Below are 24,135 nucleotides of genomic sequence, written 5' to 3' on the forward strand. Positions count from 1 at the left end.
TGGCCGCGCAGCTCCGTGCGCGCCCACGCCGCCAGGTCCTCGTCACTGCCCTTGCGCCGCCAGTGCGACTGGATGACGGACCGGTTCTTCTCCATGCGCGCCCGGGTCGCGTCGGGCATGTCCGGCCACGCCTCGAACGCCTCGCCGTTCAGCCGGAGCGCGCGGCCGTAGTCGCCGGCCTCGAACGCCTGCTTGGCCTGCCGGGACAGCTCCTTGGATCGCTCCTCGCCGCCGGTGCCCGCCGTGGCGGTGTCCGGGGGCGTGTCGGCCTGCTCCTCGGACTCGTCGGCGCTCTCCCGTTCCGGACCAGCGTCCTCCTGGGCGGCGCGGGCGCGCTCGCCCCGCTCGGGCTCGGCCTGGCCGCGCTCGCGCCGCTCCGGCTCCTGGGCGGGCCTGGCCTCTGGGCTGGACTGGTCCTCCCGGTCCCGGTCGCGCTCGTGCGCGGTGAACATGTCCTCGGTGCCCTGCGCCTCGCGGCCGACGTCGGCGAACAGGCCACCCTGCGGCGCGGTCCGAACCGGCGCGGCGCCGCCACGGCGCTGCTCCTGCCTGTCGGCCTTGCCGGTCTTGTGGACGGCGTGGTCCTCGTCCAGCTCCCAGCCGAGCCCATCACCGTCCAGCCGGCCGCCGCCGCCCGCACCCTGCCATTGGGCGCCGTCCCGGCGCAGATGCACCAGGGAATTGCCGAACATGTCGGTCTCGACGCCCTCGACCACCCCGCGCACGGTCACAGTCGCGCCCACCTTGGGCGGGTTCTTCGACCCCGACCCGGAGAACCGCTCGACGTTCGCCGCCGTGACCGGGATGTCGAACGTGACCCGATCCCCGGTCTCGAGGTCACCCGGCACCACGGTCTGCGGCGCAGTCGGGGCCGACGCCAGCCGCGTCGGGGCGGGAGCCGGAGGCGCGTCGTTCGCGAACTCCTCCGCGTGGAACGCGATCAGGTGCTTGGGCGTGCCGCCCTGCATGACGGCGGCCTCACGCTGAGTGGCCGTAAGCGTCTTCTGGTCGGCCTCCGGCACCAGCACAATGCGCTGCTCGCCCGCGAGGCGCATCAGGGCGGCGTCTACCTCGGCCCGGTCGACGCCTGGCAACTCAGCGCGGAGCTGCTCCATGGTCACCCAGATGGGTTCGACGCCGTCCGGCTGGGCGATCCTTTCGTAGGCGTCGCGGATCTGCTGCTCCACATCCACAGGTCCCGAAGCACGCCGCACAGACGGCTGGGCGCCGGGCTGCGCGGGGGTGTCGGCCCTGCTGGAGGAGGCGCCAGAGTCACGGTCGTCGTCGGCGAGGATTCCGGCGAGCAGGTCACGCGCCATCTGCTCGGCGTTCGGGTCGCCGTCGCGGATGGCCTTCGACACCCGCACCAGCGCGTCAGTGGGGACCAGCCGGACCTTCGGATCCGTGTCAGGCGAGTAGACGGTCTCGTACTGGCCGTTCCCTACGTTCAGCTCGACCTTGTAGCCGTACACGCCGTCCACCGGCACGCGATTGACCTTGTGAATCAGGCCAATGCGCGCCACCTCATTGCCGGCTTCGTCCTGCCCGTACATGAGGATCGTCACGCCGCCATCCGTCAGGTCGGCGAGCCTCATGCGGCTGCGGTCGGTCGGGGTGACATCGTCGGCGTCCGGGCTGGCCTGCTCGACCGTCATCGCCTTGGGTGCGGCGTCGGCCCGCCCGGTCGGTTTGCCACCGCCGGGCCGCTTCTGCACCGTCAGGTAGTTGCGGTGGATGCGCTGGAGGCTCCCGTCCTCCATACGGACCTCAAGCCGGCCGCCACCCACGTTCTTGACCACGGTGCCGCGGCCGCCGCCCCACACCGACACCAGGGCGTTGGTCTCGATCCATCGACCCTTGCGGTCACGCGGGTGCAGGTCGTCATCGAACTTGACGCCGAACCCACGGCGTGCCTTGACATCCCAAGCGTCGTAGTCGGACAAACCAGCCCCCATGCCCCCGTGGTGTGCGTGCGAGGGTGCAGGGTGCCGGTTGTCGGCGTTAGTGTCGCGTCAGGTCCGCGAGCGGAGGTCCGAGAGAACAGCGCGCGCCATGCTGACGAACAGCTTGATGGAGGTGTGCAGCTCCACAAGGGCGTCGGGATTGTCCAAAGGTAACCTGGCGGCGAGCACGACAGCCTCATCGAGTCGCTCCAGTTCATCGTCCAAGTGCCATTCGAGGCCAGCCTTCATGAACTGGGGCCGGATAACCTCACGCAGACGAGTCAGTATCGGCTGGGTCTTCTCGATACCCCAAGCAAGGGGAAGCTCCTCTTCGGAAAAGCCGCGCGACCGCATATCGCCGTAGACTCGCCTCCGAGCTTCTCGGAGGGCTTCCGGGTTGACCCACTCGACTATGCCGTCCGCAGGCCAGGTGGAGGGATTCACCCCGTCGAGGAGAGAGGCCAGCGCGCGTGTCGCATCCTCCAGTAGGACGATGGCGGCCAGCCGTGGCGCTCGTTCTGCGATGCGATGCTGCACGTTCTGCAGGACGAGCAAAGCGACGGGGACAGCAAAGAAGAAGGCCGTCACACTGGTCATAAGGTTGGTCGCGAAGGGACGAGTTGACCAGAAGCCAGTTTCATCTCCCAGAATGCCTAGGACGGTCGACACCAGACCAATCGCCCACATGCCGAGGATGGCTCTGCGAAATGGGCGGTCGGTGGATCTCCAAGCTTGGGACAGGAACGCGAACGCCCTCTTGATGTCACCAACGATGCCGCGCCGCTTGGCTTCGCCCATAGCGTTCTCTCCCCCGCCCAGCCATGTTGGCTGTTGTGCATATCGCCCGGCGCGGCAGCGTACGTTACTTCCCCGGAGAGATGATCCAGCTCAGGCGGCATCGACAGTGCGCGGTTTCCTCGATCGGGCCGTCGAGGTCACCCGGCCACCGCAGGAGCGCTTCGCCCACCTCGAACAGGTCTCCACCGCGCCGGACCTGCCCGTCCGCCTCGCGATGCGTCGGCCGGACGTCGGCGTCATCGCGAGCCCGCCAGGTCGCCGACACCATGCCGTTGGGTCCGGCCGCGTCCATCACGACGACGTACTCCACGGCGTGCGTGAGCGCGGTGGCTGCCCGGGTGCTCGCGCGGGCCGCCCACGACTCCAGCCCGGGAAGCTGGGCACGCACTTCGGCCACGAGTCGGTCAATGTCATCTCCGGCGATGTCGCGTTCGCGGATCAGGTCGCGTAGCCGCCCGGCGGCGCCGACGATTTGGGAGACGAGCCAGTCGCGCGCCTGCAGCAGCGGCGCGGACACGCCGACCCACGGCGACGCGACAGGCCCGGCCGCCGCACCGGCCGCTGCCGTCAGGACGGGCGTGAGCACGGCGACGGCTTCCTCCTGCCAGTGGGCGACGTCGGCCACCCGGTCGGCGTCCAGCGGTTCGGTGCCGACGCGGGTGTCGGCCTTGTACTCGGGGGCGAAATGCCTGGTGTGCTTGCGTGTCTTGGGGGAGGCGACGCGGGCGGCGGTGCGCTTCACGAGCCTGCGCACGAGCCCTTCCAGCGCCTCATGGATGTCGCGCTCGATCCGGTCGCGCACGTCGGCGGCCTGCGGCCCGCCCGGGGCGAGGGCCTTCGTCTCCCGCGTGCGCGCCCGCCGCCGGCCTCGCGGCTCCTCGTCCTCCTGGTCCTCGTCCTCGTCCTGGTCCTCGCCGGCGGGGGCGTCCTCGTCAAGCATGCCCTGAAGCATCGCCATCGCCTCACCGGTGGCCGGTTCGGAGCCGTCCACCTCCTCCCCGTCCGGCGCGGCCTCGCCCTCCGGCAGCTCCTCGCCCGGCGGCAGTTCCTCGCCGAGGGCGGGCTCCTCGCCGGGCGCCGGCGGCTCGTTCGCAGCGTCGGGGGAGGCCAGGCCGAGCGCTTCGGCGTCCTCCAGCCTGGTCGGGATCGGCGTCTTGCCCTGCGCGATGTAGATCGCCCTGGTGTGCGGCAGGTCGTACGGCTCGTACTCGGCGATCTCCCGATACTCGTCCGGCGAGATCAGCCCGTCGCGGACCTCCTCGCGCGCCTCCCGGCGGCGGGCCTCGTCCGCACGGCGCAGCACCTCCACCGTCGAGGTGTCGAACTCGCCGCGGACTCCCTTGCCCGCCCTGCGCGCATCCGGCCCGAACCCCGTCGAGACGATCCGCAGGTGCCCCTTCATCGTGATCGTCCAGAACGTGAACAGCTCCTGCTCGGCGTTGTCCCACGTCCGGCCGCTGGAATTGCCGAGCACGGTCTCGCCGACCCCGTACGCGGCGAGAACTTCCTCCTTGGCGCGGGCCGCCATCTCCCCGTACGCCATGTCACGCGGCGTCGCGCCCAGGTCAACATACGAGAGCTTGCCGCCGCCGATCACGGTCAGCTTGCCCGCCTCTACGGGCCCGCGCCCGAACCGCTCCTCCAGCTTCGCCGCCTCGGCCGGGTTCGTCCGCCCCTCCACCGAGACGATGCCGGCGGGGCGGCCGTCGTTGAGCATGAACGAGCTGTTGTAGATCTTGGCCAGGAAGTCCTGGTCCACCGCCAGACCGGCCGCCTGCAGCGGCGTGATGCCCATGTAGGCGTCGGTCGGGTGCGGCTTGCGGAACCACCGGACGCGCTCAGGCGGAATCGGCACGCGAATCCCGTCCGGTGTCATCGTCTCGAAGTGGCTGAGCAGCTTGCCGTTCAGCCCGGGGACCGGACGCGTCCGGCCCGGCGGCAACAAGTCGAGCCGGATCGGGCGGCCCCGCCGGTCGTGCGTGATCTCCACGAACGCGCCGCGCGCGCTGAGCAGAATCTGCGCCGACAGCCGGTAACGGAACTGGCGGCCCGTCTCCAGCTCGTTCGCCTGCTCGTCGTTGAGCAGGTCGATCAGCGGGTCATCCTCGACCAGCTCACTCGACTTGCGGTGGCGCAGCAGGAAATCGAGGTCGGACTGATGCTCTGCGATCGAGTCGACCGACTTGAACACCCACACCGTGCGCTCGAACGCTTCCGAGACCGCGCGGTCCACCGGCCAGGCACGGCGCGCGGCTGCCGACAGGTTCGCCGACCAGTCCGACACCGACACGGTACCGTGGTCGGGGACGAGCGCCTTGAGCTCCATCTCCACCAGCTCGCGGCGCTCGACATCGGAGAGCCGGGGGACCGGCAGCGCGGACGTCTCGACGGCCCGCAGGCTGGGCAGGAATCGGCGTGCCATCAGGGCGCCCCCGGCCTACTGGGACGAGTCGGAGGCGACGAACCAGCCACCGACCATCAGGTAGACGCCGGCCAGGCCCACGCCGATCAGGGGGTGCCATCCGGCCACGGCGACCACAGTCGCCAGGGCGCCGAGGACAAGCATGATCAGACCGGCGAAGTCGCGCCGCACCCGGCGCAGCTGCGCCCCCTCGTCGGTGCCGCGCTCGCTCTTGTGCTCGTTCGGGTCGTAATACACCTGGCGCCCCTCCGTGCCGGTCGCCGCCCCGGTGTGGTGGCGGGCTCCGGGGCACGGTAGGGGCCCGGAAGGTTTACGTCATGCGGGCTAACTGAGCCCGGTGATGCGACTGCCCTGCATGAGGGCGACCAGTTCACGCGACTGCCGCCGCGAGCGTGCGGCCTCGCGCCGCTCACGCCGCGCCCGCGCGGCCGCCTGCCTGGCCGCGACCTCTCTGGCGGTGGTCCCCGGCTTCGGCTTGCTCCGGCCGGAGCGCTCGGCGTCGTCGCCGCCGCGCAGGTGCTCCCCGTTGGTGGTGTCGGCTTCGCACGCCTGCCAGACGCACAAGTCGAAGCGCCGCCAGCACTTCACGCACAGCCGGTCTAGCGCCTCGAAGACCAGCCCGTTCTCCGCGAACTCGGGGAAGTACTGAAGGTCATCGGGCAGAGTTACGTAGGGCCTATCGGCCAGCCGCCACATGAGTTCCGTGTCGGCCGGTTCCAGCATCAACGCGAGCCCCCAGACGTGGCCCGGCGGGTACTTCATATGGTTATCTCTCCCAGCGAGGACGTGGCACGTAGCTGGGTTCCTGGCAGACACGCCCCCGTTGAGAGCCCCGAGGCGGGCAGTTGCTCTCCGGCGAAACCGGCCAGTTCGACAGCTACATACGCAGACGGTCGGGAAGCCTTTCAATCCTCAACTTTTCGGCCGAGGAGCTCACAAGGTAACGATCACCGTCTGCGCTGGTAAAGGGTTTTAGGCCACTGAGAGTGACACCCGCCGTGAAGCATTGGACGGTAACAATCCGGCATAGGCGCAAACCGAAATCCGGTGGTAAGCGTCCGTACCGGTTCTCCGGTCAGGCCAGGACGCGCCACTCCTCCTCTTCGGCCGGCTCGTACACCGAGAGCAACACCGCTTCCCCACGGTCCGGGCTGGAAACGCCACGCTTCCGCATCTCCTTCTTCGACTCCACCCGGCTGTGCCCCGACGAGCGAGTGAACAGCCTCGGCGCCGAAAGCTGCCCCGCCGTCATCTCGTCCACCCGCAACCGGAGGCGCGTCATCCCATGCTCGTCCGGCCGCACCAGCGCGCGGGTGGCCAGCCACATCTCGTCCCTCTGCAGGAACGGCCGCAGCGTCGCCTCGTCCGGCTCCCGGCCCGGCGACTCCGACACCAGCACCGACACGATCTCCGCGCTGTGCTCCCCCTCACGCCCCCACGCCGCCAGCAGCCCGGCCACACCCCAGCCGAGCCCGTTGCCGTCGATTTTCACCCGCACCGGGTGAGGACTACCGAGGGCCTGCGCGAGCGCCTCCGCCTTCAGGATCTCCTTCAGGATGGTCCCTGCCACCTTGACCGGGTCCGCGTTCTCCGGCCCGCTCGACGTGTGCTCGACCGTGGCCAGGTCGCCGACGAGCCTGGCCACCACGAGCTCGTCGCCGCCGTCGCTCGCCACGTCGACGCCGAGCCGCACCCACGCCCGCGACTGGACCAGCCACTCGCCGTCCTCGTCGGCCAGGCCGAGGTCCCGCAGCCGCGCCCATCCGGGAGCAAGCTCGGGCTCGTCCATCTCGACGGCCGCCTCGATCCACTCCGCGGGGATGACGACGTTCGTCAAGCCCTTCGGGAACTTGGCGTCGATCTTCGCCCTGACGTAGTTCGACTTGGGCCCGTGCACGCGGATGGTCCGCTCGATCCACTCCCGGTCCACCATGTGCTTGGCCGGGCTGTGCCCGCCACCCGGGCACGACTGGCACTCCCCGAAATCTTCGCCGGTCAGGTTAGGCGTCTCCCACGCCGGGATGGGGATCGTCACCACCTCGGGGTCGCTGCACAGCTTCTCAAACCAGGTGCCCACCTGGTCAGTCGGCGGGTTGCCAATCGCGATCATCCTGGCGCCCTCGCCGACGAGCAGACCGGCCAGGTTGTTGCCGATCGCCGGCGCAATGCCCCCGGCCTCCTCCACCACGAGCAGCAGATTGGCGGCGTGAATGCCCTGAACTGCGGCCTCGTTGGTCGGGGACGCGGCGATCCCGTACGCCACCACGGTGTCGAGCCCGGACGCGTTCGGGAGCTTGTACTGGGCCATGTCGATCGTCCCGGGCAGGCCGGCGCGGGTGTGCGCCGCGCGGACCTCCGGCCAGAGCTGCCGCGCCACCTGACGCCACAGGGGGGCGAGCGTGACCACGGTGTTGGTGCCGACCGGGTACACCAGCGACGCCCAAAGTACGAGCTGTCCACATGAAAAGGTCTTGGAGCTGCCGAAACAGGACGGGACGGCCACTTGCTTGTGCTCGGTGAGCGCGCTCATGAACCGGCGAGGGACCGACCAGACCGCCGCGCCGAGCACCTGCTCCACGAAGCCGACCGGATCGTCCTCCCAGATGGCGAACGACGTCCCTGCCACTCGGTACGCGGCCGCGTACACCTGGCGGGCCTCGGCGTCGTCCAGGTCCTCCAGGACCAGCCGCCGATCCTCCGGCGGCAGCGTCATCAGTTCGATGAACATGTTGTTCGCGAGGATCGAGCGCGGATCGCCGGGCGGGTTGATCGCGGACGGGATCGTCAACGCCACGACGGCCGCCCGAGCGTGACAGCCCCGGGCGCGGACAACTCGGCGACACCCGTGCCCATTCCGGGCACCAGGTGGCGAGAGCAGGCACGCGCCCCGGGGCTGGTGATCACGGCCCGGCATGGTGAAGCTCCAGCGGACTAGTGTCCAACCAAGCCAAGCCGACCCATGGGGAAAGCGTGATGCCCGACTTCGGGGCTATCGTCGCAGCCGCCGCGGCGGCTGCGGTGGCGCTCTACTCTTCAGCCTCGACCAGGGCCACGCAAGGATGCAGCTACACTCGCGATTGAGAATGAGTGCCGTGGAGAAGAGGCGCGACGTCGGCACAATATCTCGCGCCTCAACCTCTCTCGCCTGTTTGGTGCCCGCAGGGCGTATCCAAGCTTCATTCGCTCGTCAGTCCCTGATACGCAGGCGGGAAAGGCCGATGTGACGTGAAGATGGTCCACTCAGCCCGCCGTCTGTAGTCGTAATGTGCTGACCATGTCACAAAGCCCTGCCCTCACCTTCCGCGGCAGAACCGGACTGCTCTACCGTCGTTCCTCATGACTCCACCCATCGACCATGCTTCCGGCCGTTCATTCACCGCCGCTCTCAGTCACGAGATTCGCACCCCAGCCGCCGCGCTCCTGGCCGCTTTCGAGGTGTTGTCCGACGAGCCGAACGTGTCCAAGCGGGCGCTGAAAGTTGCCGACATGGCTGTGCAACGCCTGACGCACCTCACTGACCGTATCGAGGAGCTGTCCCGACTGTCCCGGCCGGACGTCACCGTCCAAGCCAGGACGGTCGAGCTGGCGCGCATGCTAGAGGAGGTCTGGGAGGGTCCAGGACTGCGTGGCGGATTCGAAGTCACCATATCTGGCAGCGGCGACGTCCACACCGATCCGGCGCTACTAGCTGGCATCCTCGGCGAGCTGCTGCACAACGCGGCCGTTCACGGCTCCGAACCAGTAACGATGCATGCGGCCAGCACCTCGACGTGGGTGCTGATTGAAGTCACCGATTCCGGCCGAGGGATCAAGCCTGAGAACCTAGGCCACATCTTCGAGCCGTTCTTCAAGGTTGCCCCCTCACGCGTGGACGGTGGTGGTTTCGGTCTCGGCCTGCCCATCGCCCAGGCGCAGGCAGCCTTGCTGGGTGGCAGCCTCAACGTCGTGTCCACGCCCGACGCCGGCACCTCGTTCGCCGTCTGCTTCCCGCGTTCCACCAAATTGTGAACGAAGACCAGTAGAGCTGTGGAGCGCCTCGCACCGAATCCTCCACGGCGCGAAACGCTCCACGCTATTCCATCCCTTAAGCGGCTAAATCCTATTTATCCGCTCAGATGGCCATCTTGCTTTTCAGCAATCACCAAGCCCGGCAAACCAGCCGAGACTCTCGTCGGTGGTGGCGCGGCCGGGGGCGATGGTACGACAGGTGGAGTCGGGCGCCCAGTCCCAGATCGCGTACACGTTGACCGTGTAGGAGCAGTGGTTGATCATCGACACGCCCGTCTCCGGGCCAGAGACGTCGTACACGTATGCTTCGACGCAGGAGGGCACCATCAGGGCTGCTCCAGCCCCACTCGCGTTCGTGGTGCCGGATACGTGGGCCGAAGCGGCGGGGGTGAACAGCCCGATGGCGGCGGCAGCGGCGAAGCTGACGGTTAATGCCTTCATGGTGTTCTTCACGAATCATCTCCCTTGCTTGTAACGCTGACATTCGCAGCGAATGGCGGGTTTGGCGATGGATGACGTTTTAAAGTAGAACATGGCAATAACGCCAGATCAAGGCATGAAAGCATGTACATGCCCGACCACAGAGAGTGCACCCTCCGTGTAAATAACATCGATCCCTCAGGACATCAAGGGGTGTCTTCAGACGAATTGACCGCATAGAGTCAAGCTTTGCCCGAATGCACGTTTCACTCCAAGAGCGAGGTGTTGGTGTTCATAAGCACCCGGCCGGCACCGCTGTTTCCTCAATCGTGTTGTCGGCGGAGAACTCGTGACTATGTCCCCCGCGCTCGCCTCGCTGGCCCCCGATCGTTCAGCAGGCTGCAAATCCGCCATGCGATCGGTATCAACCGATCCTGATCGCTAACCCACTGTGAGGGTCCCAATGCGGCGGGGACCTGGCCTACGTATGCGGCCATTCCGGCTCCGGCAGTTCCTATGTGCTCAAATGCCTACGGGCAGGTGGGCGGCAAGGGTAGTGGAAATGGTGAGCGGTGCCCATCGATACACAACCCTCCAACGAGACAGCCCCGGCGAACTAACGTCCAACCGGGGCTTCTACTGCCTCTGCCGAGCAGCGGCTACACAAACAGCCACCCAGCCTCCGCCACCTTGCGCTTGATCGTCTCGGCCGACGCCTTACCCAGGCCGGGCAGCTTCGCCAAGTCCTCCGGCCGGCGTCCAAGGAGTTCCTCAACCGTGTCGATCCCGTTCTCGCGCAACGCCTCGACCACTCGCGCGGTCAGCCCAAGCACGGCAGGGCTCTGGCCGAGATGGTCGGCGTCGAGCCCGCGGAGCTTGGCGACGAACGGCAGCGGCTCGAACCAGCGCGAGCCGCGCTCGTCGGTGACGTGCGGCGGCAGGTCGCCATCCTCCCGCCAGCCGCGAACCGTCCACTCCACCTGATTCTCCGACGCGCCGAGCAGTGCCATCATGCCCGCGATGTTGCGCCGGCCCTGATCGTCTCGGCCGTGCAGCACCGCGTCCTCGTACTTCGCCACGGGATCCCACCAGGCGGCGACCGCGTCCGGGTCGTTGAGTGTTAGCCCGCCGAGTACGTCGCTGGTCTCCCACTCCAGGCCCTTGGCCCGCGCGGTGCGAAGCCGGGCGTAGAACTCCTGGAAGTCCACACCCCGGCTGTCGGCGAACTCGGCCAGCGTCACCCAGTGGAGGCGGTGGCCCCGGTACCAGGCCGGGAACGCCTCCACGTCGAAAAGCATCACGCGGCCGCCCGGGTTGACGGTCGTGCCCTCGATCTGGATGCGCTGTCGCCGGGCGGCGTCGAGCCTGCTCATGAGGTGCTTGACCGTGGTGCCGAGGCGTTCCGCCATGTCCGCGGCGGGCACGGCCTTCGGCTCGGCCACCGCGATCTCGTCGTCTGGGCTGTAGCCGAGCTTCTGCGCGGTCTTCAGGTCCTTGCCGACGAGCTGGGGCGACAGGCCGGTCAGGCGGGCGATCTTCGCGTTGGTGAGGCGCTTGCCGTCCACTTCGGTGTGGGCCAGCTTGAGGATGCCTCGGATGCGCCGCTCGCGCGCCGCGTCCTGCTCCAGCGCCGTGGCGGTGACCTGCTTGGCCGAGGTGGCGATCATCTCCTCGGCCGCCCCGAGAGTCATCTTCGGCAGCTTGCGGGGGACGGGCGCGTCGCGGACCATCTCGTTGAAGGTCATCGCCTGGATGCCGGCGAGCCGGTTGGCGGTCGCGGCCGGCTGCTCGTGCGTCCTGGTGAACACGAGCGAGGCGAGGTTGCGCTCCTGCACGGCCTTTGCGTTCCGGTCGCCGGCGTCGGAGACGTCGGCGTGGGCGCGCTTCGTGGCGTCTACGAGGTCCTGGACGTCCTTCGGAAGTGTGGCGTTCATGCTGGTCCTCACTGGTTCCTGGGGCTTTGCTTCCTCCCGACCAATAGATCAGGCGGTGTGCACTCCGCTGCGCACACCGCCGATTGTAAGGGTTGTTTATACCGTTGGGAACTCCGGAACAGGGTCAGCCGGCGGGCGGGAGCCGGATCGGCCTCCTGATCAGCTTGAACGAGCGAGCCTTTGCCGGGGGAGAAGGCGGGATGTCCGGCAGCTCGTAGACGTACAAGACGAGTCTGCCCTTCGGATGGATGGACTCGCCAAGTTCCATGTCTGGCCCATCGAGATGCTTGGAGTCGTCGTCAGGCAGAACCCCGGCATCGACCACGCCGTCGATCACGGCCTTCCATGACGGGTAGAGGTTCGCAGGGTCGCGGCGTCGCCGGTCAGGGGGCTCGTAGACGGCCACCATCTTGGCTCGCTGCATACGGGGGATCTTCGCTGCTCTCGCGAGCCAGCATGCCGTCTCGCGCAGGGGCTTCTTGATCCTGGCTTCCTTGCGCCAGTGGTAGCGGTGGTTGGAGTTGAGTAGTTCCATTCCGGGGGGCATTTCGAGCACCCACGGGCGAGATATGCCCGTCGCGGTCGGGGTGGTGGTCATGTGGGGCCCTTCCTGTCGTTGGAGGGCTCGCGGACGGCGGGGCCGAGCCCGGCGCCGCCCGCGAGCCAGCTCAGGTGATCGAGACGAATTGGACTTCCCGCGTGGGAAGTTCAATGGCCCGGGGTCGCGCCGAGTGGCGAAGGACGGCCGTGGCCGGTGCCCACCGGAGGTCCAGTGCGGTCTGCCCGTCGATCACGGGGATCGGAGTCGCATTGGACGGGTGGAGGTGGGCGCACCGGCAGCCGCACGAGCCGTCGCACCGCGAGCCGTCACACCGCGAGCCGTCGCGACTGCACCGGCCGCACTCGCCGAAAGCGGCGTACCAGTCGGCGTCCGTGCCGAACTCGACATGGTCCAGGCACGCCGCGCCTCGACCGAGACGCGGCACAGGTTGCACACCAGGCCAGCGCTGGGGCGCTCGTCGTCGGGGATGGGCTGGTACTTCACCAGTCGGTCGCCTCGTCGGGGATGCCGTCGCCGTTGACGTCGGCGGCCGGGGCGCCCTCGGCGCCGGTCATGGTGCAGCCGTACTCCTCCGCGTACCCCTCGGGGTAGACGTAGATCGGGTACCAGCCGACGTAGCCGGGGTACTGCCGGTAGCTGCCGTGCCAGGTCGGCGGCTGCTGGGCGGGGTAGCTGTAGAAGGGGTTGCGCGCGTACGGGGTGGCCGTCTTCGGCTTGGCGGGCACATACTTCGGCACGCTCGTGGTCGTCGGCACCGGCCGGTAGGGCTGGCTGGTCGACGGGGTGACGGGCTTGACCGTGGCCGGCGGCTGGACGGGCTTGGTCTGGGTCCGCGGCGGCTGGACCGGCGTCCGCGTCTGCGGCTGGGTCTGGCCGGTGCCCGTGCTGGTGCTCGTTCGCCCGGTGTTCGTGCTCGTGCTGCTGCTGGTGCTGGATCGGGAGCTGCTGCTGTTGCTGCTGGATGATCCGGGCGGCCCGTACGCCACGGCGGCGCACGCCGGGGCTGGGTCGCTGGAGCAGGCGACTACGACGGCGGCCGCCATGGTGAGGACCACGGCGGCCCGGCCGGTGTGGGTGGCGAGGGACATGAGGTCTCCTTGAAGGTCAGGCGGCGCGGGCGCGCCGCTTCTTGGCCTGGTAGAGGTTGCGGCGGTAGGTGCTTTCGGCGTCCTGGCACGGGCCGCACAGGGGTTGATGGTGGTCGCGGTGCCGTTTCGCGGTCGCGGGCGTGGCGGGCACGCGGCGGGCAACGCATAGCGGGACGCCGGTGGGTACGGGAGCGCCAGGGATGGGGCGGCCGTGCTCGTCCCACGTGATCCACTCCAGGAGTTCGTCACGGGGGCGGTCCACGGGCACGAGCGCGGCGAGGATGTACGGCAGCGCGGTCTGCTGGTCGCGGGGGAGTGACCGCACGAACGTCTGGCACGCGGCGGCGTCCTCGTCCCTGATCATCACGGCAAGGGTGAGCGCGGCCTCCAGGGTGTGCTCCGCGAGCCGTTGGCGGCGGCGCAGGCTGATCTTCCTGGGCGGCGTGGCGGCGGACACGGGTGGTGGCTCCTCGGTCAGTGCGGGGGAGAGGTCGGGGGCGGGGGAGCGGGAGGCGGACCGGTAGCGCTCGATCGTTCGTACGGACGTGCCAAGTTCGCGAGCGAGGGCGGCGGCCTTGACGCCGGGCCGGTCGAGTCGAGGAATCGCCGGTACCGTTCGGACGGTGGGCCGCTGGTGGGCGGCGCTCCCACCACGGCGGAAGCGCCGCGCACCATCAGGGGCTACCTGGCGTGCGGGGCGGCCGGTACGGTGATCCGGAGTACGGCGTCGCCGCAGGCGCACGTCACCTCGGGCCAACGCGAGTCGTGCGTCCACCCGCCGTGCTCGCCGTGCCCGGCGGCGTCGAGCAGGTCCCAGATGATGCCGGGGTCGAGCTCGACCACCAGGGCGGCCGGATCGCCGCCGAGGTCGTAGGCAGCGTCAGCGATCTGGCGGGCCTGACGGGCGTCAACGGCGAGGTTGAGCTGACCGAGGTCAGCGTGGACGGCCGCCAGCGCGGCGTGGAAGCGGAGCAGGTGGGATTCGCGCCGCGCGGCGTCCTCGGGGGTGCCGTCGAACCCCTCTTCGAGGTCCTTCTCGATGGCGAGCCCAGCGAGCGCGAGCGCCTCCAGGTGGCTGCTCTCGACAGTCCCGACGTGGGTGGCGGGCACCGCGTAGTCGGCGAGCCGGGGCAGCTTCACGCCCTGGGGGAGCGGGAGGAGACGAACCGTGTCCGGGTTGTGGTCGTCGGGGGCGATGGCAGTGATGGCAGTGATGGTCACAGGGGAGGACCTTTCTTTCCTGGGGCTACTTGCCTGAACGTGCGCCGACGAGTTACCGCTAACTCCCCGGCTCACACATAGAAGTATAGGGGTTATTTATCAACCTCTCTACCCCTTGGCGGACCCAAGTTCGGCGGTTCGCGCCCCGCTGACCGGAGAGAGAAGCACATCCGGTCGCTTACGTCGCATGGGGAGACGCAAAAGATCCCAAAACACAAGCGCCCGACGCGTGCAACTTCCCGGATTGCCCCGCCCCGCCCCGCCGGAGAAGAAGCCGCCCAACCAGCCCGGCCCGAACCCGATCTACTGCAAGGACCCCAAACTTCGCGGCGGCTCGGACGGGCCGGTCGATGTCCACGGTGAATCGGTGGATCGCGGATGGCCGGTTCGAGCGGGTGGTGGAGCTGCTGCGGGTGGAGCGGGAGCGGCGGGGGCGGCAGTGCAACCGGGGCGGCCGCGCGGCTTAGTCGTCAGCGGGGCCGTCGTCGAACGTGGGGGGCCGGGTCAGAGCGTTGTCCAGGTTATGTCTCGCACCGTCGAGCAGGCTCACGGCACCCATGAGCGCGATTTCGGTCCCTCCGGCGCCGCAGCTCTTGAGGGTGTCCGCCAGGTCTCCGCTGAGGTCGAAGGCTTTGGAGAAGCGGATGGTGGCGTCGTAAATTTGGTGGAGGGCGCGGCCCTCGACGGCCTGGTGGAGTTCTGCGAGAGCGCCGGCGTAATCGCCGGTGACGGGCATCTTGTCCGGGTTGGCGGAGCGGGCCCAACCGGCAACCTGGGCGGCGTGGTCGCACAGCTCGTGCCAGTGCGCGGCTGCGCCTTTCACCTCGGCCCACCAGCTCTGGTCGCTCATGCATGGAGTGTTTCAGTTCTGCGGCTGGGCGGCAGGCCGTTCGCGTGGCTTAGCTGATGAGGTTCACCAGGATGCCGATGGGGATGGAGGCGAGCGCGCCGGCGACGAGGCCGATGATGAGGAGCATCCACTCGCGGCGCCGCTGGTGGGGGCGCTCGGCTTCCGTTTGGGCGGCGACGGCCTGGGCGATGGCTAGGACCTGCTCGTCACTGATCTGTGCCGGAGAGGCCACCTCACGGATCTTGTCGTAGTAGATCGACTGATGGCTCGAGAGAACACGGACGGGCCCGATGCGGTCAGCGAAATTGCTGATCGAGTCTCCTGCTGTGTCGTCGGCTTCATGCGCCATGTCATTCATTCTCGCGGAAGTGCGCCAAGATCGCGCGGGATGGCGTTTCCGGGCGGCGCGAACAAGATCGTTAATTCTATGTGCCAATGTCTGTTAGCACATAGCTACGCGAACTCGTCCGGCTCCGCAGGATCGCTGCCAACATCCCCGCGGATAAGCGCCGAGCGGGGCCGTCGAGGTGAAAGGAAGGACTGACCTGGATTAGTCCGTCAACGACGCCTTCCTAACCCTGGGAGTCCTCCAGACACGGTGCGGACGCTGACAGACGGACCCTCTTGAGGGGTCACGCGGCCTACCGGGGGTGGCGGCTTCGGCTCATCTGCGAGGGGAGGCAGCTCAGGTAGGGGGCCGCCTCGCGCACCGATTACCTTCTTGCCCGATGCTGCACAGGTCTTCACTGTTCCCGGATACGTGTGGGAGTACAACAGCCCAGTGCGTCGATTCGCCTTAGTTTGAGCACCACACTGCTTGCACTCGTACTTGATCGCGTGAGGGTTGCGCATATCTCCCCGCCTGCCAGGAGCTAGTGACCGTCATCAGGATGACAGCGCCTGGTCGGAATGCCTATAGCTGATCGCTGGTGGAGGGCCGAGTGCGCCTGCGCGGCGGTCGCTCCGGCCAGGCCGGCGCAATCACCACAGCGCCGAGCATCTGCTCCAGGAGCACGATGGCCTCGATCTCGCTCGGCGGCGGCTCGCACGCCGACGGGCCCGCATCGTCGGGCGGGACGGCTCGGCCCTCGATGTCGTCGGAGGGGCCGGTCGGCCACGGCACCGCGTCGGCCTCCGTGCGGGGCTGAGGAGGATCAGGACGGGTTTTAGCGGTACGGGCGGGACGATCATCGTCCGTCGCCGCAGGAAGGCCCCACGAGGCGATCACACCCCACCACGCCTCCCGTTCGGCCTGGTGCTTGGCCAGCGTCGCCTGGTACTCGTCCTCCCGGCCGGTCTCGATGGCCACCTCCTTCAACGGCCGGTCGCGCCGCACCCACCCCTCGGCCGTCCGGTCGGCCAGGCCGAGGGCGGCGAGCGTGCACAGCGCCTGCACGGTCGACGTACGCGACAGCAGCGCCAGGCGGGCGACGTCGGCCGCCCGGGTCGGGGCGCTCGACAGCGCCTCGTGGGTGAGCGCGACGCACGCCCCCTCCAGGTTGAGCGCCTGGTGGGTCGTCTCGATCCGGCCGCCCCGCCACATCCGGGCGACCGCGTCGGCCCGGTACTGCTCGGGCACGATGAGCTGGTAGCGGTCGCCCTGCTTGCCCCGGCCGGGCACGATCCGCTCGATCAGCGGGTGCGCCTCCTCCCGCAGCCGCTTCAGGTGCTTGGCCACAGTCGTGTGGTCGTATCCGGACATCCGCGCGAGCTGCCGCGTCCCGAACGCCGGCGTGACGCCCTGGTCCATGCGTGCGGCCACGGCCATGGCGCGCAACAGCATCCGGATCGCCGGAGCGGCCCGCCCCCACGCTTTCCGCCGATCAGGATCCCGTTCGGCCACCCACACGGCATTCAGCCAGAGAAGGACCTGCTGCCACGTGTTGAGCAGGGATTGCCCATGACCGGAAGGGTGCGAATCTACGTCGTAAAGATCACGTCCCTGCACAGCCTGCCCAGCATCCGGGGCGTGGACCGCGTCAGCGGGGGAGGAGCGGGAAGAGGGGAGGGGGGGCGAGGAAGTAGACAGGCTAGTGTTGAAGTTGCGATCAGGGTTTCCCGTCGCGTACTGGTCGATGCTGGTGACGGCCTCCCGCCAGTCAGCGCCCAGCAGACGATCACGTTCCCGAGCGGACTTCCGTTCGAGCAGCACGGCCAGGCCGCCGAAGATGCCGCGTTCCATCTCCTCGACCACCTCGGCGTACCTCCAGCCCGCCGCGGCGAGGCTGTTGAGCACGGCCAGGCGGCATTCCGAGCGGGAGTCGTAGCCGGTCCAGTCGCCGGTCCGGGCGCGCTGCCCGAGATCGGGCCGGGGGGCGCGGCGGCCGCGAGGGCGGGGCAGCCACGGCATCCCGTCCTGGTCCTCGGCCATCCAGCCGCCGACCGCCACAGGGCGGCCCGTTTCGGCCGTACTCCGGTCGCCCACGGCGGGGGAGTAGGCGCCGAGTTCGACGGCCAGCTCGTCGTGCAGCAGCTCCCACACGCGCATTGAGCACGGCTGTTCGGCGATGGCGACGGCCTCGGCGAGCGGGATGGCGAGCCGCATCCAGCCGGTGAGCCGGCCGTGCTCGATCTTGTGGGGGGAGCCGGGGACGCGGATCTGCGCGGCCGCGTTGGACATGGGGGTCGTGTCGATGGTGGGGTAGCGGCGGGCGAGCGCGCACGCCACCCGGTACAGCTCCTCCCACGGGAGTGGCCGGGCGAAGATGACGTAGACGTGGCGGCCGCCGTTGGGGGAGACGTCGGTGATGGCTCGGCCGCCGCACCGCTCGACCACGGCGACGACGGCGGCAGCCTCGGCGGCGACCCGGGCGGCCAGGTTGGCGACGCCGAGGGCGCGGGCCTTCTTGATGTCGAGGTCGATCGCCAGGAGGCGGCCAGTCTTGGTGTGCCGGTCGAATACGGGCACGGTGGCGGGCCGGTTCGGGTGGCGGTCGGTGAACGGCCGCTCGTACCGGGCGGGGAAGTTGAGGCCACCGTCCGCCGAGTAGCGGACACGGAGAGCCTGCGCGATGTGCCGCGCGAGGGCGGCCCACGTCTGGGCGGCCTCGGCGCGCAGCGCTTCCCACGTGGATGAGCCACTCGGGGCGGGTATCAAGTTGTACGGGACGGCCATGCCGGTATCGCCCGGTTCCGACACGCCGGAATCGGGTATGACTGGCAGAGCCGAGGGGCTGTTGATACTCTGGCTCCTGGCTTCTCAACCGGCTTTAGGCACGCCAAAGGCGGGCCCTCGGCCGGCGGGCTATTCCGAGGGTCCTTGCGCGAATCTTCCTGGACAGTTGATAAGCGCGCAGGGGCCCTCGTGGCGTTGTAGGACGCCGTCCTCGGCGTCTACCTCTCCTCGTCTAAGCGGTTCCTCCGGTGAGCCTCGTAGCCGCTGCTATGCGGCGGTCGTCTCCATGAGTGGCAGAGCGGCCTGCGCGGCTTCCACCTTGTTGCGCAGGTGTGGCGGCGGCACGATAGCGCCGCGGTGCACGGCGAGCAGGTAGTCCAGAGCTTGCTCCGGGTTCGCGAACCCGTACTCCTTCCACCGGCCATGCGCCAGGTTGAACGTGAAATCCGCGTACTCGCTGAAGCTGTCGAAGCCCAGCGCCTTGAACCGCTCGTGCTCGGCCCACTCCTGATAGAGGTCAGGGTCGGTGAAGCGGACGCTGTGCCGCGCGCCCCCCTTGGGCTTGCGGCCGCCGCCTCGATTGCTTCTGCTGGCACTCATAGCTCGGGAGACTAGCTGAATCTGAATCAGTAATTCACTCTCTTCCCCGGCGTGTCGCGGATCGTTGCCAAGCGTTGATCATCCCGGAGCCCTCGATTCTCACCGCCGCGCTCCTCTTCCCTGGCCTTGGCCTACTGCGCCAGGATCGCGGCCATGCGACTGCTGGTCCTTGGAGGCACGTGGTTCAATCGGCCGCGCGGTAGCCGAGGAGGCTCTCGCGCGAGACCGTCAACGTCTACCAGGGTGGCCCACCCAGCCCCTGAAGGAGACGGTGGCGGACACGTGGGAGTGGCTCCAGAGCGGCCCTGCGCTCGATCACGAGCGCGCGGCCGAGCTCGGGATCACCACGAAGCGGGAGGCGGCCGTTCTGTCCGTCTGGGCCAACCAGCACGCCGCCAGTTAACCGGCGCGCAGGACGCGGGCGGCCAGCTCCAGCGCGGCCCGCGGCGGCCGTCGAGTACCGGAGACAATCTCCATGATCGTCGTGCGGGCAGTGGCGTTGAAGGCGATGGTCTCGGCCGATTGCTGTTCGGAGGCCAACAGCGCGGCGATCGCGGCATCGGGCTCGTTGCGGCGTAGGTGGCCTTGGGCGACATCGATGAGGTGCTGGGCACGCCGGTTGGTGGAGGGGATGGTGTCCAGATCGAGGCGGCCGGCGTGCTTGAGGGCGGCGGCCGCCTGCCCGGTTTCGATATGGATAGCAACGGCGTAGATGGCGACATTGGCCAGACCGAACATGGTGAGCGGGTGGTGGTGCTCGGCTCCGAGCGCGGCGGCCCCCTGGTGGGCGAGAGTCCAGCTGTGCCAGGCGTCGGCGGGGCGGTGCAGGCGGGCCAGGGCGATGGCATCGAACAGGCTGAGTGCGCCCCAGGCGGACAGTGCGGCGGGGTTGGTCGACACAATGTGGCGGAGTTGGTCGGTGGCGTCGTGAGCGATGGCGTGGGCCTCTTCGGCATCGGAGCGGCCGAGCGCGGCCATGGTGGAGGTCCAGGCAGAGACCGCGATCAGGACGGGATCGTCAGTCTCTTCGGCGGCGACCATCGCGCGATCGGCGGCGCGAGCGGCCAGGTCCGGCTCGCCGACGCAGTACAGGAAACGCTGGGCCATCTGAAAAACCTCGCTCTGCAACTGCCAGGTGAGGCGGCGGCCACCGGGCGGGCTGGCTCGGTGCAGGGCCAGGGCGTCGCTCAACAGGTCGGGCACCACGACGCCGAGCGCGGTGTAGGGACGGTCAGAGCGATGCCAAGCTGACCAGGCCAGGGACAGCCGACGGCGGATGCGTTCGGACTCGATGTAGGGGTCGCGGGTGGATGCCTGTGGGTAGGTGGGCGTCGACAGCAGCCGCCGTAACACGGGAACGGCCTTGTGTTGGACGCGGGCGCCTTCGCCGATGCTGCAGCGCAGGCGTTGCAGGCGTTCGCCTAGGATCACGGCGAGGTCGGAGACGCCCAGAACCTCGGCCAGCGTGATAGCGACCGACAGCTTGTCCAGCCGCTGTTTGCCGCGCTCCACAGTGCGCAGCCACTCCTCGGTGCGGCCGCACAGCTGTGCGCAGGCAGGCAGGCTGAGGCCGCGGCGCAACCGAAGCGCCCGGATGTTTGCACCGACCTGACGGTCGAGCGGATCGACGTGCTCGTGGGCTGGTGTCATGGCGCGCCCCCGTCTGTTGGCCGTAGTGTGCCCCCGACCGCGCTGGATGCGTCGCTATCGACGCTAACGGCATTACCTCGGCGAGTCAGGAGATTGACACGATGGCCGACGTCAGACAGCCCGTTCTGTACGTGATCGCGTGTGGTGGTCGCCCGGCGGGCGGCCTTCCAGATCTCGTGGCGTCGCTGCAGGCCGGCGGATGGACCGTGTGCGTGGTCACAACACCCTCGGGCCGGAAGTTCGTCAACCGGGAGCGGTTGGCGGAACTGACGGGGTATCCGGTGCGTGATGATTACAAGCGGCCGGAGGAGCCGGACGTGCTACCACCGGCCGATGCCATGGCGGTGGTGCCCGCGACGTTCAACACGATCAACAAGTGGGCAGGCGGCATCTCCGACACCCTGGCGCTGGGGCTGTTGAATGAGGCGATCGGCCTGGGCCTGCCCGTCGTTGCGGTCCCGTGGCCGAACGTGGCGTTGGCGAAGCACCCGGCTTTCCCGCTGAGCGTGGAGCGGCTGACGTCGAGCGGGATCTCTGTGCTGCTGGACACAGATCGACTGCCCCAGCCCTCGTCCGGCGAGCCCGGCGCCGCCTCCTTCCCGTGGACGGAGCTGAGGTCCGAGCTGAAGCGGATCTACGAGGTCTGCATGAACCGGATCGCCAACACGAAGAACTGAGCTCGGAGAGCTTCTCACGGCCCGCCTTGAACGGGCAGCGGCAGGCCGTTAACACGGATTGAGCTTCCTGCCCACCCCCAAGTGCGGCTTGGGGGTGGGCAGGAGATCCGGCCGTAGCGTCGCAGCCATGTCCGAGGACGTCTATCGAGCGGCGATTGCGCGGGTGTCGGTCGTGGTGCCCACGCACGGGAACGGCCATGGCGGGCACCACGACCAGCCCCAATCCGTGCACCCCCACAGCACCACAACTCAACCGGCCGCCCGCAAACCTGGACCAGCTCTCGCGCTGGCCAACAAGCTGCAGACCGAGCTGGAGCGCCTGAACATCCCCGCCCATGTACTGGGCGGCGACGACAAGGCCGCAGTGTCCTTGTGGCCCCATCTGGTCGCATTGACAGACGGGCAGCTGATCTTTTGGCGGGCTCCCTATCCGAGCGCACGCGGAGCCGTCCTGTGGACGCTTGCCTGGGCTCCCGCCACGGCGGCCACAAGACTAATGGCCCATTACCTCGATCTCGTGAAGCAGCCTCTGCCACAGCCGCTTCATGAACTCGTCCTGCTCACCGTTGTTGACGGAGGCGACGAGCGATGACCGCGGCCATGTGGCTTGTGCCCGGCCTGAGACCGGCCGGCCCGGCAGCCGAGCAGTTGCAGGCTCAGCTCCACGCAGCGCACCGGATCGCTTCCGAGGTCCATCACGGCGACGGCATCGCGCTGGTGCTGATCTCGACCGGTCTGGTCGTCTGGACGGACGGGGACATCTGGTGGTGGTGGACCGGCCACACGACCGGGCGAGGCCGGTGGATCTACAACCATGCCTCCACGGCGAACGCGGCGACCGCCGCACGTCGGATCGCCCTCCGCTACGCGGAGACACGGGCCAACGTGGAGACGACGGTCGGCACGTAGACGAAGCGCGACGAGATGTCCATCCGCCTGGCCGACGCTGGACAGCAGTGGCTGGGCTACCTGGTCGACCAGATCTGACTACCGATCCCGTATGCCCCCGAGGAGGCTCACATGCAGGCCCGCGAGGTTGACACAACGGAGTGGAAGCGGCACGTCGCGGACCTCCAGCAGCGTGCCCGAGGGTGGTTCCTGTTGATGTACTCGCCCTACTGGCATGGATCGGGTGGCGCCGCCGGACTGGCAGACCGATGATCTGCCCCAGCTCACACCGGCGCGACGGTCGCAGACGGCCGAAGTGCTGCAAGAACTCCCCGCTGCCCTGTGGAGGGCGCATCCTCCGTGACGGGCGAGGCAGGGAACCCATACATCAGCCCCGCCAGCCCCCGGGTTCGCGCGGCTCCACTAAACAGGAGGTTGGCGTGACTACGCTTCCCCCGGTGAAAACCGACACTGCCCGTGAGGGCTCCCACACGGATCAGGACATCGCCGTCCTACGCGACCGGCTGGTCGACCAGATCCTCGCCAGAAGCACCAGCATCGGCATGCCGCTGCCGCCCGACGTCGAAGCCGCCCTCCGCAAGGTGCCCCGCCACCTGTTCACCCTCGGAGTCCCGCTCGAAGAGGCATACAGCACCGAATCCGTCGTAGCCAAGCGCGACGACCGCGGCCTCATGCTCAGCACCGTCTCCGCGCCGCCCACGATCGCCACCATGCTCGCTCAGGCCGGACCCCTCGACGGCGCCCACGTGCTCGAAGTCGGCTCGGGCGGCTACAACGCATCGCTACTGCGCGAACTGGTCGGCCCCCGCGGATCCGTCACCACCATCGACATCGACGATGACGTGGTCAAGCGCGCTGAGGAATGCCTGGCCACCGCTGGTTACCACGACGTGCGGGTCCTGCGCCGCGACGGCGAATTCGGCGTCCCCGATGCCGGCCACCCGTTTGATCTGATCATCGTCACCGCCGGTGCGTGGGACATCCCGCCGGCGTGGACCGACCAGCTCGCCGAGGGCGGCCGACTCGTCCTGCCGCTGCGCACGTTCGGCTTGACCCGCTCGTGGGCTTTCGAACGCCACGGCGACCACCTGGAAAGCCTCAGCCACCTCATGTGCGGGTTCGTCCCCATGCAGGGCGCAGGCGGCCACCAGGGGCACGGCGTAGAACTGCACGATGACCAGGTCGGCCTGTGGTTCGACGAAATCGAGTACGCCGACACCACGCGCCTGGCCGACGTGCTGAGCACACAGCGCGTCGAGGCGTGGACGGGCGTCACTCTCGCCAAGGGCGAGGCGTTCCACGACCTGGACCTGTGGCTGGCCACCCACCTGGACGGCTTCACCGTGCTCACCGCCAAGCAGGACGCCATCGACGCCGGCATGGTGACGCCGTCCTGGCGGATGGGCACCCCGGCCGCCGTCGACGGCGCCACCCTCGCCTACCGGGCCAAGCTGCGCCCCACCATCAAGGACCAGGCCGCGTTCGAATTCGGCGTGTACGCCCACGGCCCCGACGCCGTCGCCCTCGCCGACTCCTTCGCCGGGCAGATCCGCCAGTGGGACCAGCACGGCCGCCCCGCCCCGCACGTCACCGTCCACCCCGCCGACACCCCCCGTAAGGATCTCCCGGCTGGGTTTGTGCTGCGCAAGCTGCACACCACGATCGTGCTCTCCTGGCCGCCCCTGGCCGGGTAGAGCACCGCACCACCCCGCAACCACCGTTGATGGAAGGAGCTCCACCATGACCACCAGCGCCCTGGACCTCGACGTCCGCTTCACCGAGGTCACCGCCTCAGCCGCCCGGGTCGACTCGGAGGACTGCACCGGCGACGGCTGCGGCGGCACCGACGACAGCGCCGGCACCACCTGCTAGCACCTCCGCTCACGCTCGGGACCGGCACACCACTCGTGGCCGGTCCCGAACTGTCTGTGCCGATCG

At 68.8% G+C, this 24,135-nt stretch carries 25 protein-coding genes; 8 read left to right on the top strand and 17 right to left on the bottom strand.

Annotation, left to right across the window (positions count from 1 at the left end):
• The 6 genes from AC27IY_RS40840 to AC27IY_RS40865 all read right to left on the bottom strand — a co-directional run.
• A partial coding sequence (locus AC27IY_RS40840) for a hypothetical protein (protein WP_487181233.1) occupies positions 1-1,955 on the bottom strand: 1,955 nt, incomplete at its 3' end.
• 57 nt (positions 1,956-2,012) lie between these two features.
• Positions 2,013-2,741: a hypothetical protein gene (locus tag AC27IY_RS40845; RefSeq protein WP_487181234.1), complete on the bottom strand. Its 729-nt coding sequence runs from the start codon at positions 2,739-2,741 to the stop codon at positions 2,013-2,015.
• 64 nt (positions 2,742-2,805) lie between these two features.
• The gene (locus AC27IY_RS40850; RefSeq protein WP_487181235.1) at positions 2,806-5,163 is read right to left on the bottom strand and encodes a phage portal protein; all 2,358 of its coding nucleotides are present in this window, start codon (positions 5,161-5,163) and stop codon (positions 2,806-2,808) included.
• A gap of 15 nt (positions 5,164-5,178) precedes the next feature.
• Positions 5,179-5,400 carry a hypothetical protein gene (locus tag AC27IY_RS40855; protein ID WP_487181236.1) on the bottom strand — a complete coding sequence of 74 codons (222 nt, stop codon included), beginning with the start codon at positions 5,398-5,400 and terminating at the stop codon, positions 5,179-5,181.
• 87 nt (positions 5,401-5,487) lie between these two features.
• The gene (locus tag AC27IY_RS40860; protein ID WP_487181237.1) at positions 5,488-5,925 is read right to left on the bottom strand and encodes a hypothetical protein; all 438 of its coding nucleotides are present in this window, start codon (positions 5,923-5,925) and stop codon (positions 5,488-5,490) included.
• A 313-nt stretch (positions 5,926-6,238) separates the two neighbouring features.
• Positions 6,239-7,957, bottom strand: a complete 1,719-nt coding sequence (locus tag AC27IY_RS40865) for a hypothetical protein (RefSeq protein WP_487181238.1) — start codon at positions 7,955-7,957, stop codon at positions 6,239-6,241.
• 542 nt (positions 7,958-8,499) lie between these two features.
• On the opposite strand from AC27IY_RS40865, the gene AC27IY_RS40870 reads away from it, so the two are divergent.
• A complete protein-coding gene (locus AC27IY_RS40870; protein WP_487181239.1) occupies positions 8,500-9,171 on the top strand; it encodes a sensor histidine kinase in 672 nt (223 codons plus the stop codon).
• Between the two features lie 123 nt (positions 9,172-9,294).
• On the opposite strand, the gene AC27IY_RS40875 is transcribed toward AC27IY_RS40870, so the two are convergent.
• The 4 genes from AC27IY_RS40875 to AC27IY_RS40890 all read right to left on the bottom strand — a co-directional run bounded on the left by AC27IY_RS40875 (position 9,295) and on the right by AC27IY_RS40890 (position 12,824).
• A complete protein-coding gene (locus tag AC27IY_RS40875; protein WP_487181240.1) occupies positions 9,295-9,624 on the bottom strand; it encodes a hypothetical protein in 330 nt (109 codons plus the stop codon).
• A gap of 626 nt (positions 9,625-10,250) precedes the next feature.
• Entirely contained in the window at positions 10,251-11,525 is a 1,275-nt protein-coding gene (locus tag AC27IY_RS40880; protein WP_487181241.1) for a DNA-directed RNA polymerase subunit alpha C-terminal domain-containing protein, read from the bottom strand.
• Between the two features lie 124 nt (positions 11,526-11,649).
• Positions 11,650-12,123: a RusA family crossover junction endodeoxyribonuclease gene (locus tag AC27IY_RS40885; protein WP_487181242.1), complete on the bottom strand. Its 474-nt coding sequence runs from the start codon at positions 12,121-12,123 to the stop codon at positions 11,650-11,652.
• A gap of 443 nt (positions 12,124-12,566) precedes the next feature.
• Complete coding sequence (locus AC27IY_RS40890) at positions 12,567-12,824, bottom strand: hypothetical protein (RefSeq protein WP_487181243.1); 258 nt, start codon at positions 12,822-12,824, stop codon at positions 12,567-12,569.
• A gap of 55 nt (positions 12,825-12,879) precedes the next feature.
• Between AC27IY_RS40890 and AC27IY_RS40895 the strand changes: the two genes are divergently transcribed.
• Entirely contained in the window at positions 12,880-13,188 is a 309-nt protein-coding gene (locus AC27IY_RS40895) for a hypothetical protein (protein ID WP_487181244.1), read from the top strand.
• Between the two features lie 3 nt (positions 13,189-13,191).
• On the opposite strand, the gene AC27IY_RS40900 is transcribed toward AC27IY_RS40895, so the two are convergent.
• From AC27IY_RS40900 to AC27IY_RS40925, 6 genes are all read right to left on the bottom strand, one after another.
• A complete protein-coding gene (locus AC27IY_RS40900; RefSeq protein WP_487181245.1) occupies positions 13,192-13,632 on the bottom strand; it encodes a hypothetical protein in 441 nt (146 codons plus the stop codon).
• Between the two features lie 224 nt (positions 13,633-13,856).
• Positions 13,857-14,396, bottom strand: coding sequence for a hypothetical protein (locus AC27IY_RS40905; protein ID WP_487181246.1), 540 nt, complete (start codon positions 14,394-14,396; stop codon positions 13,857-13,859).
• Between the two features lie 463 nt (positions 14,397-14,859).
• The gene (locus AC27IY_RS40910; protein WP_487181247.1) at positions 14,860-15,246 is read right to left on the bottom strand and encodes a hypothetical protein; all 387 of its coding nucleotides are present in this window, start codon (positions 15,244-15,246) and stop codon (positions 14,860-14,862) included.
• A gap of 49 nt (positions 15,247-15,295) precedes the next feature.
• On the bottom strand, positions 15,296-15,595 hold the full coding sequence (locus AC27IY_RS40915) for a hypothetical protein (protein WP_487181248.1): 300 nt from the start codon (positions 15,593-15,595) through the stop codon (positions 15,296-15,298).
• Positions 15,596-16,159: 564 nt separating this feature from the next.
• Positions 16,160-18,361, bottom strand: coding sequence for a hypothetical protein (locus AC27IY_RS40920; RefSeq protein WP_487181249.1), 2,202 nt, complete (start codon positions 18,359-18,361; stop codon positions 16,160-16,162).
• 267 nt (positions 18,362-18,628) lie between these two features.
• Complete coding sequence (locus tag AC27IY_RS40925) at positions 18,629-18,961, bottom strand: hypothetical protein (protein WP_487181250.1); 333 nt, start codon at positions 18,959-18,961, stop codon at positions 18,629-18,631.
• Between the two features lie 271 nt (positions 18,962-19,232).
• On the opposite strand from AC27IY_RS40925, the gene AC27IY_RS40930 reads away from it, so the two are divergent.
• Positions 19,233-19,364 carry a hypothetical protein gene (locus AC27IY_RS40930; protein WP_487181251.1) on the top strand — a complete coding sequence of 44 codons (132 nt, stop codon included), beginning with the start codon at positions 19,233-19,235 and terminating at the stop codon, positions 19,362-19,364.
• On the opposite strand, the gene AC27IY_RS40935 is transcribed toward AC27IY_RS40930, so the two are convergent.
• Positions 19,361-20,611 (bottom strand): helix-turn-helix domain-containing protein, encoded by a 1,251-nt coding sequence (locus tag AC27IY_RS40935; protein WP_487181252.1) that lies wholly within the window; start codon positions 20,609-20,611, stop codon positions 19,361-19,363. The two genes, AC27IY_RS40930 and AC27IY_RS40935, sit on opposite strands and share 4 nt — an antisense overlap.
• 101 nt (positions 20,612-20,712) lie before the next feature.
• Between AC27IY_RS40935 and AC27IY_RS40940 the strand changes: the two genes are divergently transcribed.
• The 5 genes from AC27IY_RS40940 to AC27IY_RS40960 all read left to right on the top strand — a co-directional run bounded on the left by AC27IY_RS40940 (position 20,713) and on the right by AC27IY_RS40960 (position 24,069).
• Positions 20,713-21,288 carry a flavoprotein gene (locus tag AC27IY_RS40940; RefSeq protein WP_487181253.1) on the top strand — a complete coding sequence of 192 codons (576 nt, stop codon included), beginning with the start codon at positions 20,713-20,715 and terminating at the stop codon, positions 21,286-21,288.
• A gap of 127 nt (positions 21,289-21,415) precedes the next feature.
• The gene (locus tag AC27IY_RS40945) at positions 21,416-21,880 is read left to right on the top strand and encodes a hypothetical protein (protein WP_487181254.1); all 465 of its coding nucleotides are present in this window, start codon (positions 21,416-21,418) and stop codon (positions 21,878-21,880) included.
• A complete protein-coding gene (locus AC27IY_RS40950; RefSeq protein WP_487181255.1) occupies positions 21,877-22,197 on the top strand; it encodes a hypothetical protein in 321 nt (106 codons plus the stop codon). The genes AC27IY_RS40945 and AC27IY_RS40950 overlap by 4 nt, the downstream gene beginning before the upstream one ends.
• 437 nt (positions 22,198-22,634) lie before the next feature.
• Complete coding sequence (gene fxlM, locus AC27IY_RS40955) at positions 22,635-23,891, top strand: methyltransferase, FxLD system (RefSeq protein ID WP_487181256.1); 1,257 nt, start codon at positions 22,635-22,637, stop codon at positions 23,889-23,891.
• 46 nt (positions 23,892-23,937) lie between these two features.
• Positions 23,938-24,069: a hypothetical protein gene (locus tag AC27IY_RS40960; protein WP_487181257.1), complete on the top strand. Its 132-nt coding sequence runs from the start codon at positions 23,938-23,940 to the stop codon at positions 24,067-24,069.
• The last annotated feature ends 66 nt before the right edge of the window (positions 24,070-24,135 follow it).

This window comes from Nonomuraea sp. B208 (assembly GCF_057536035.1).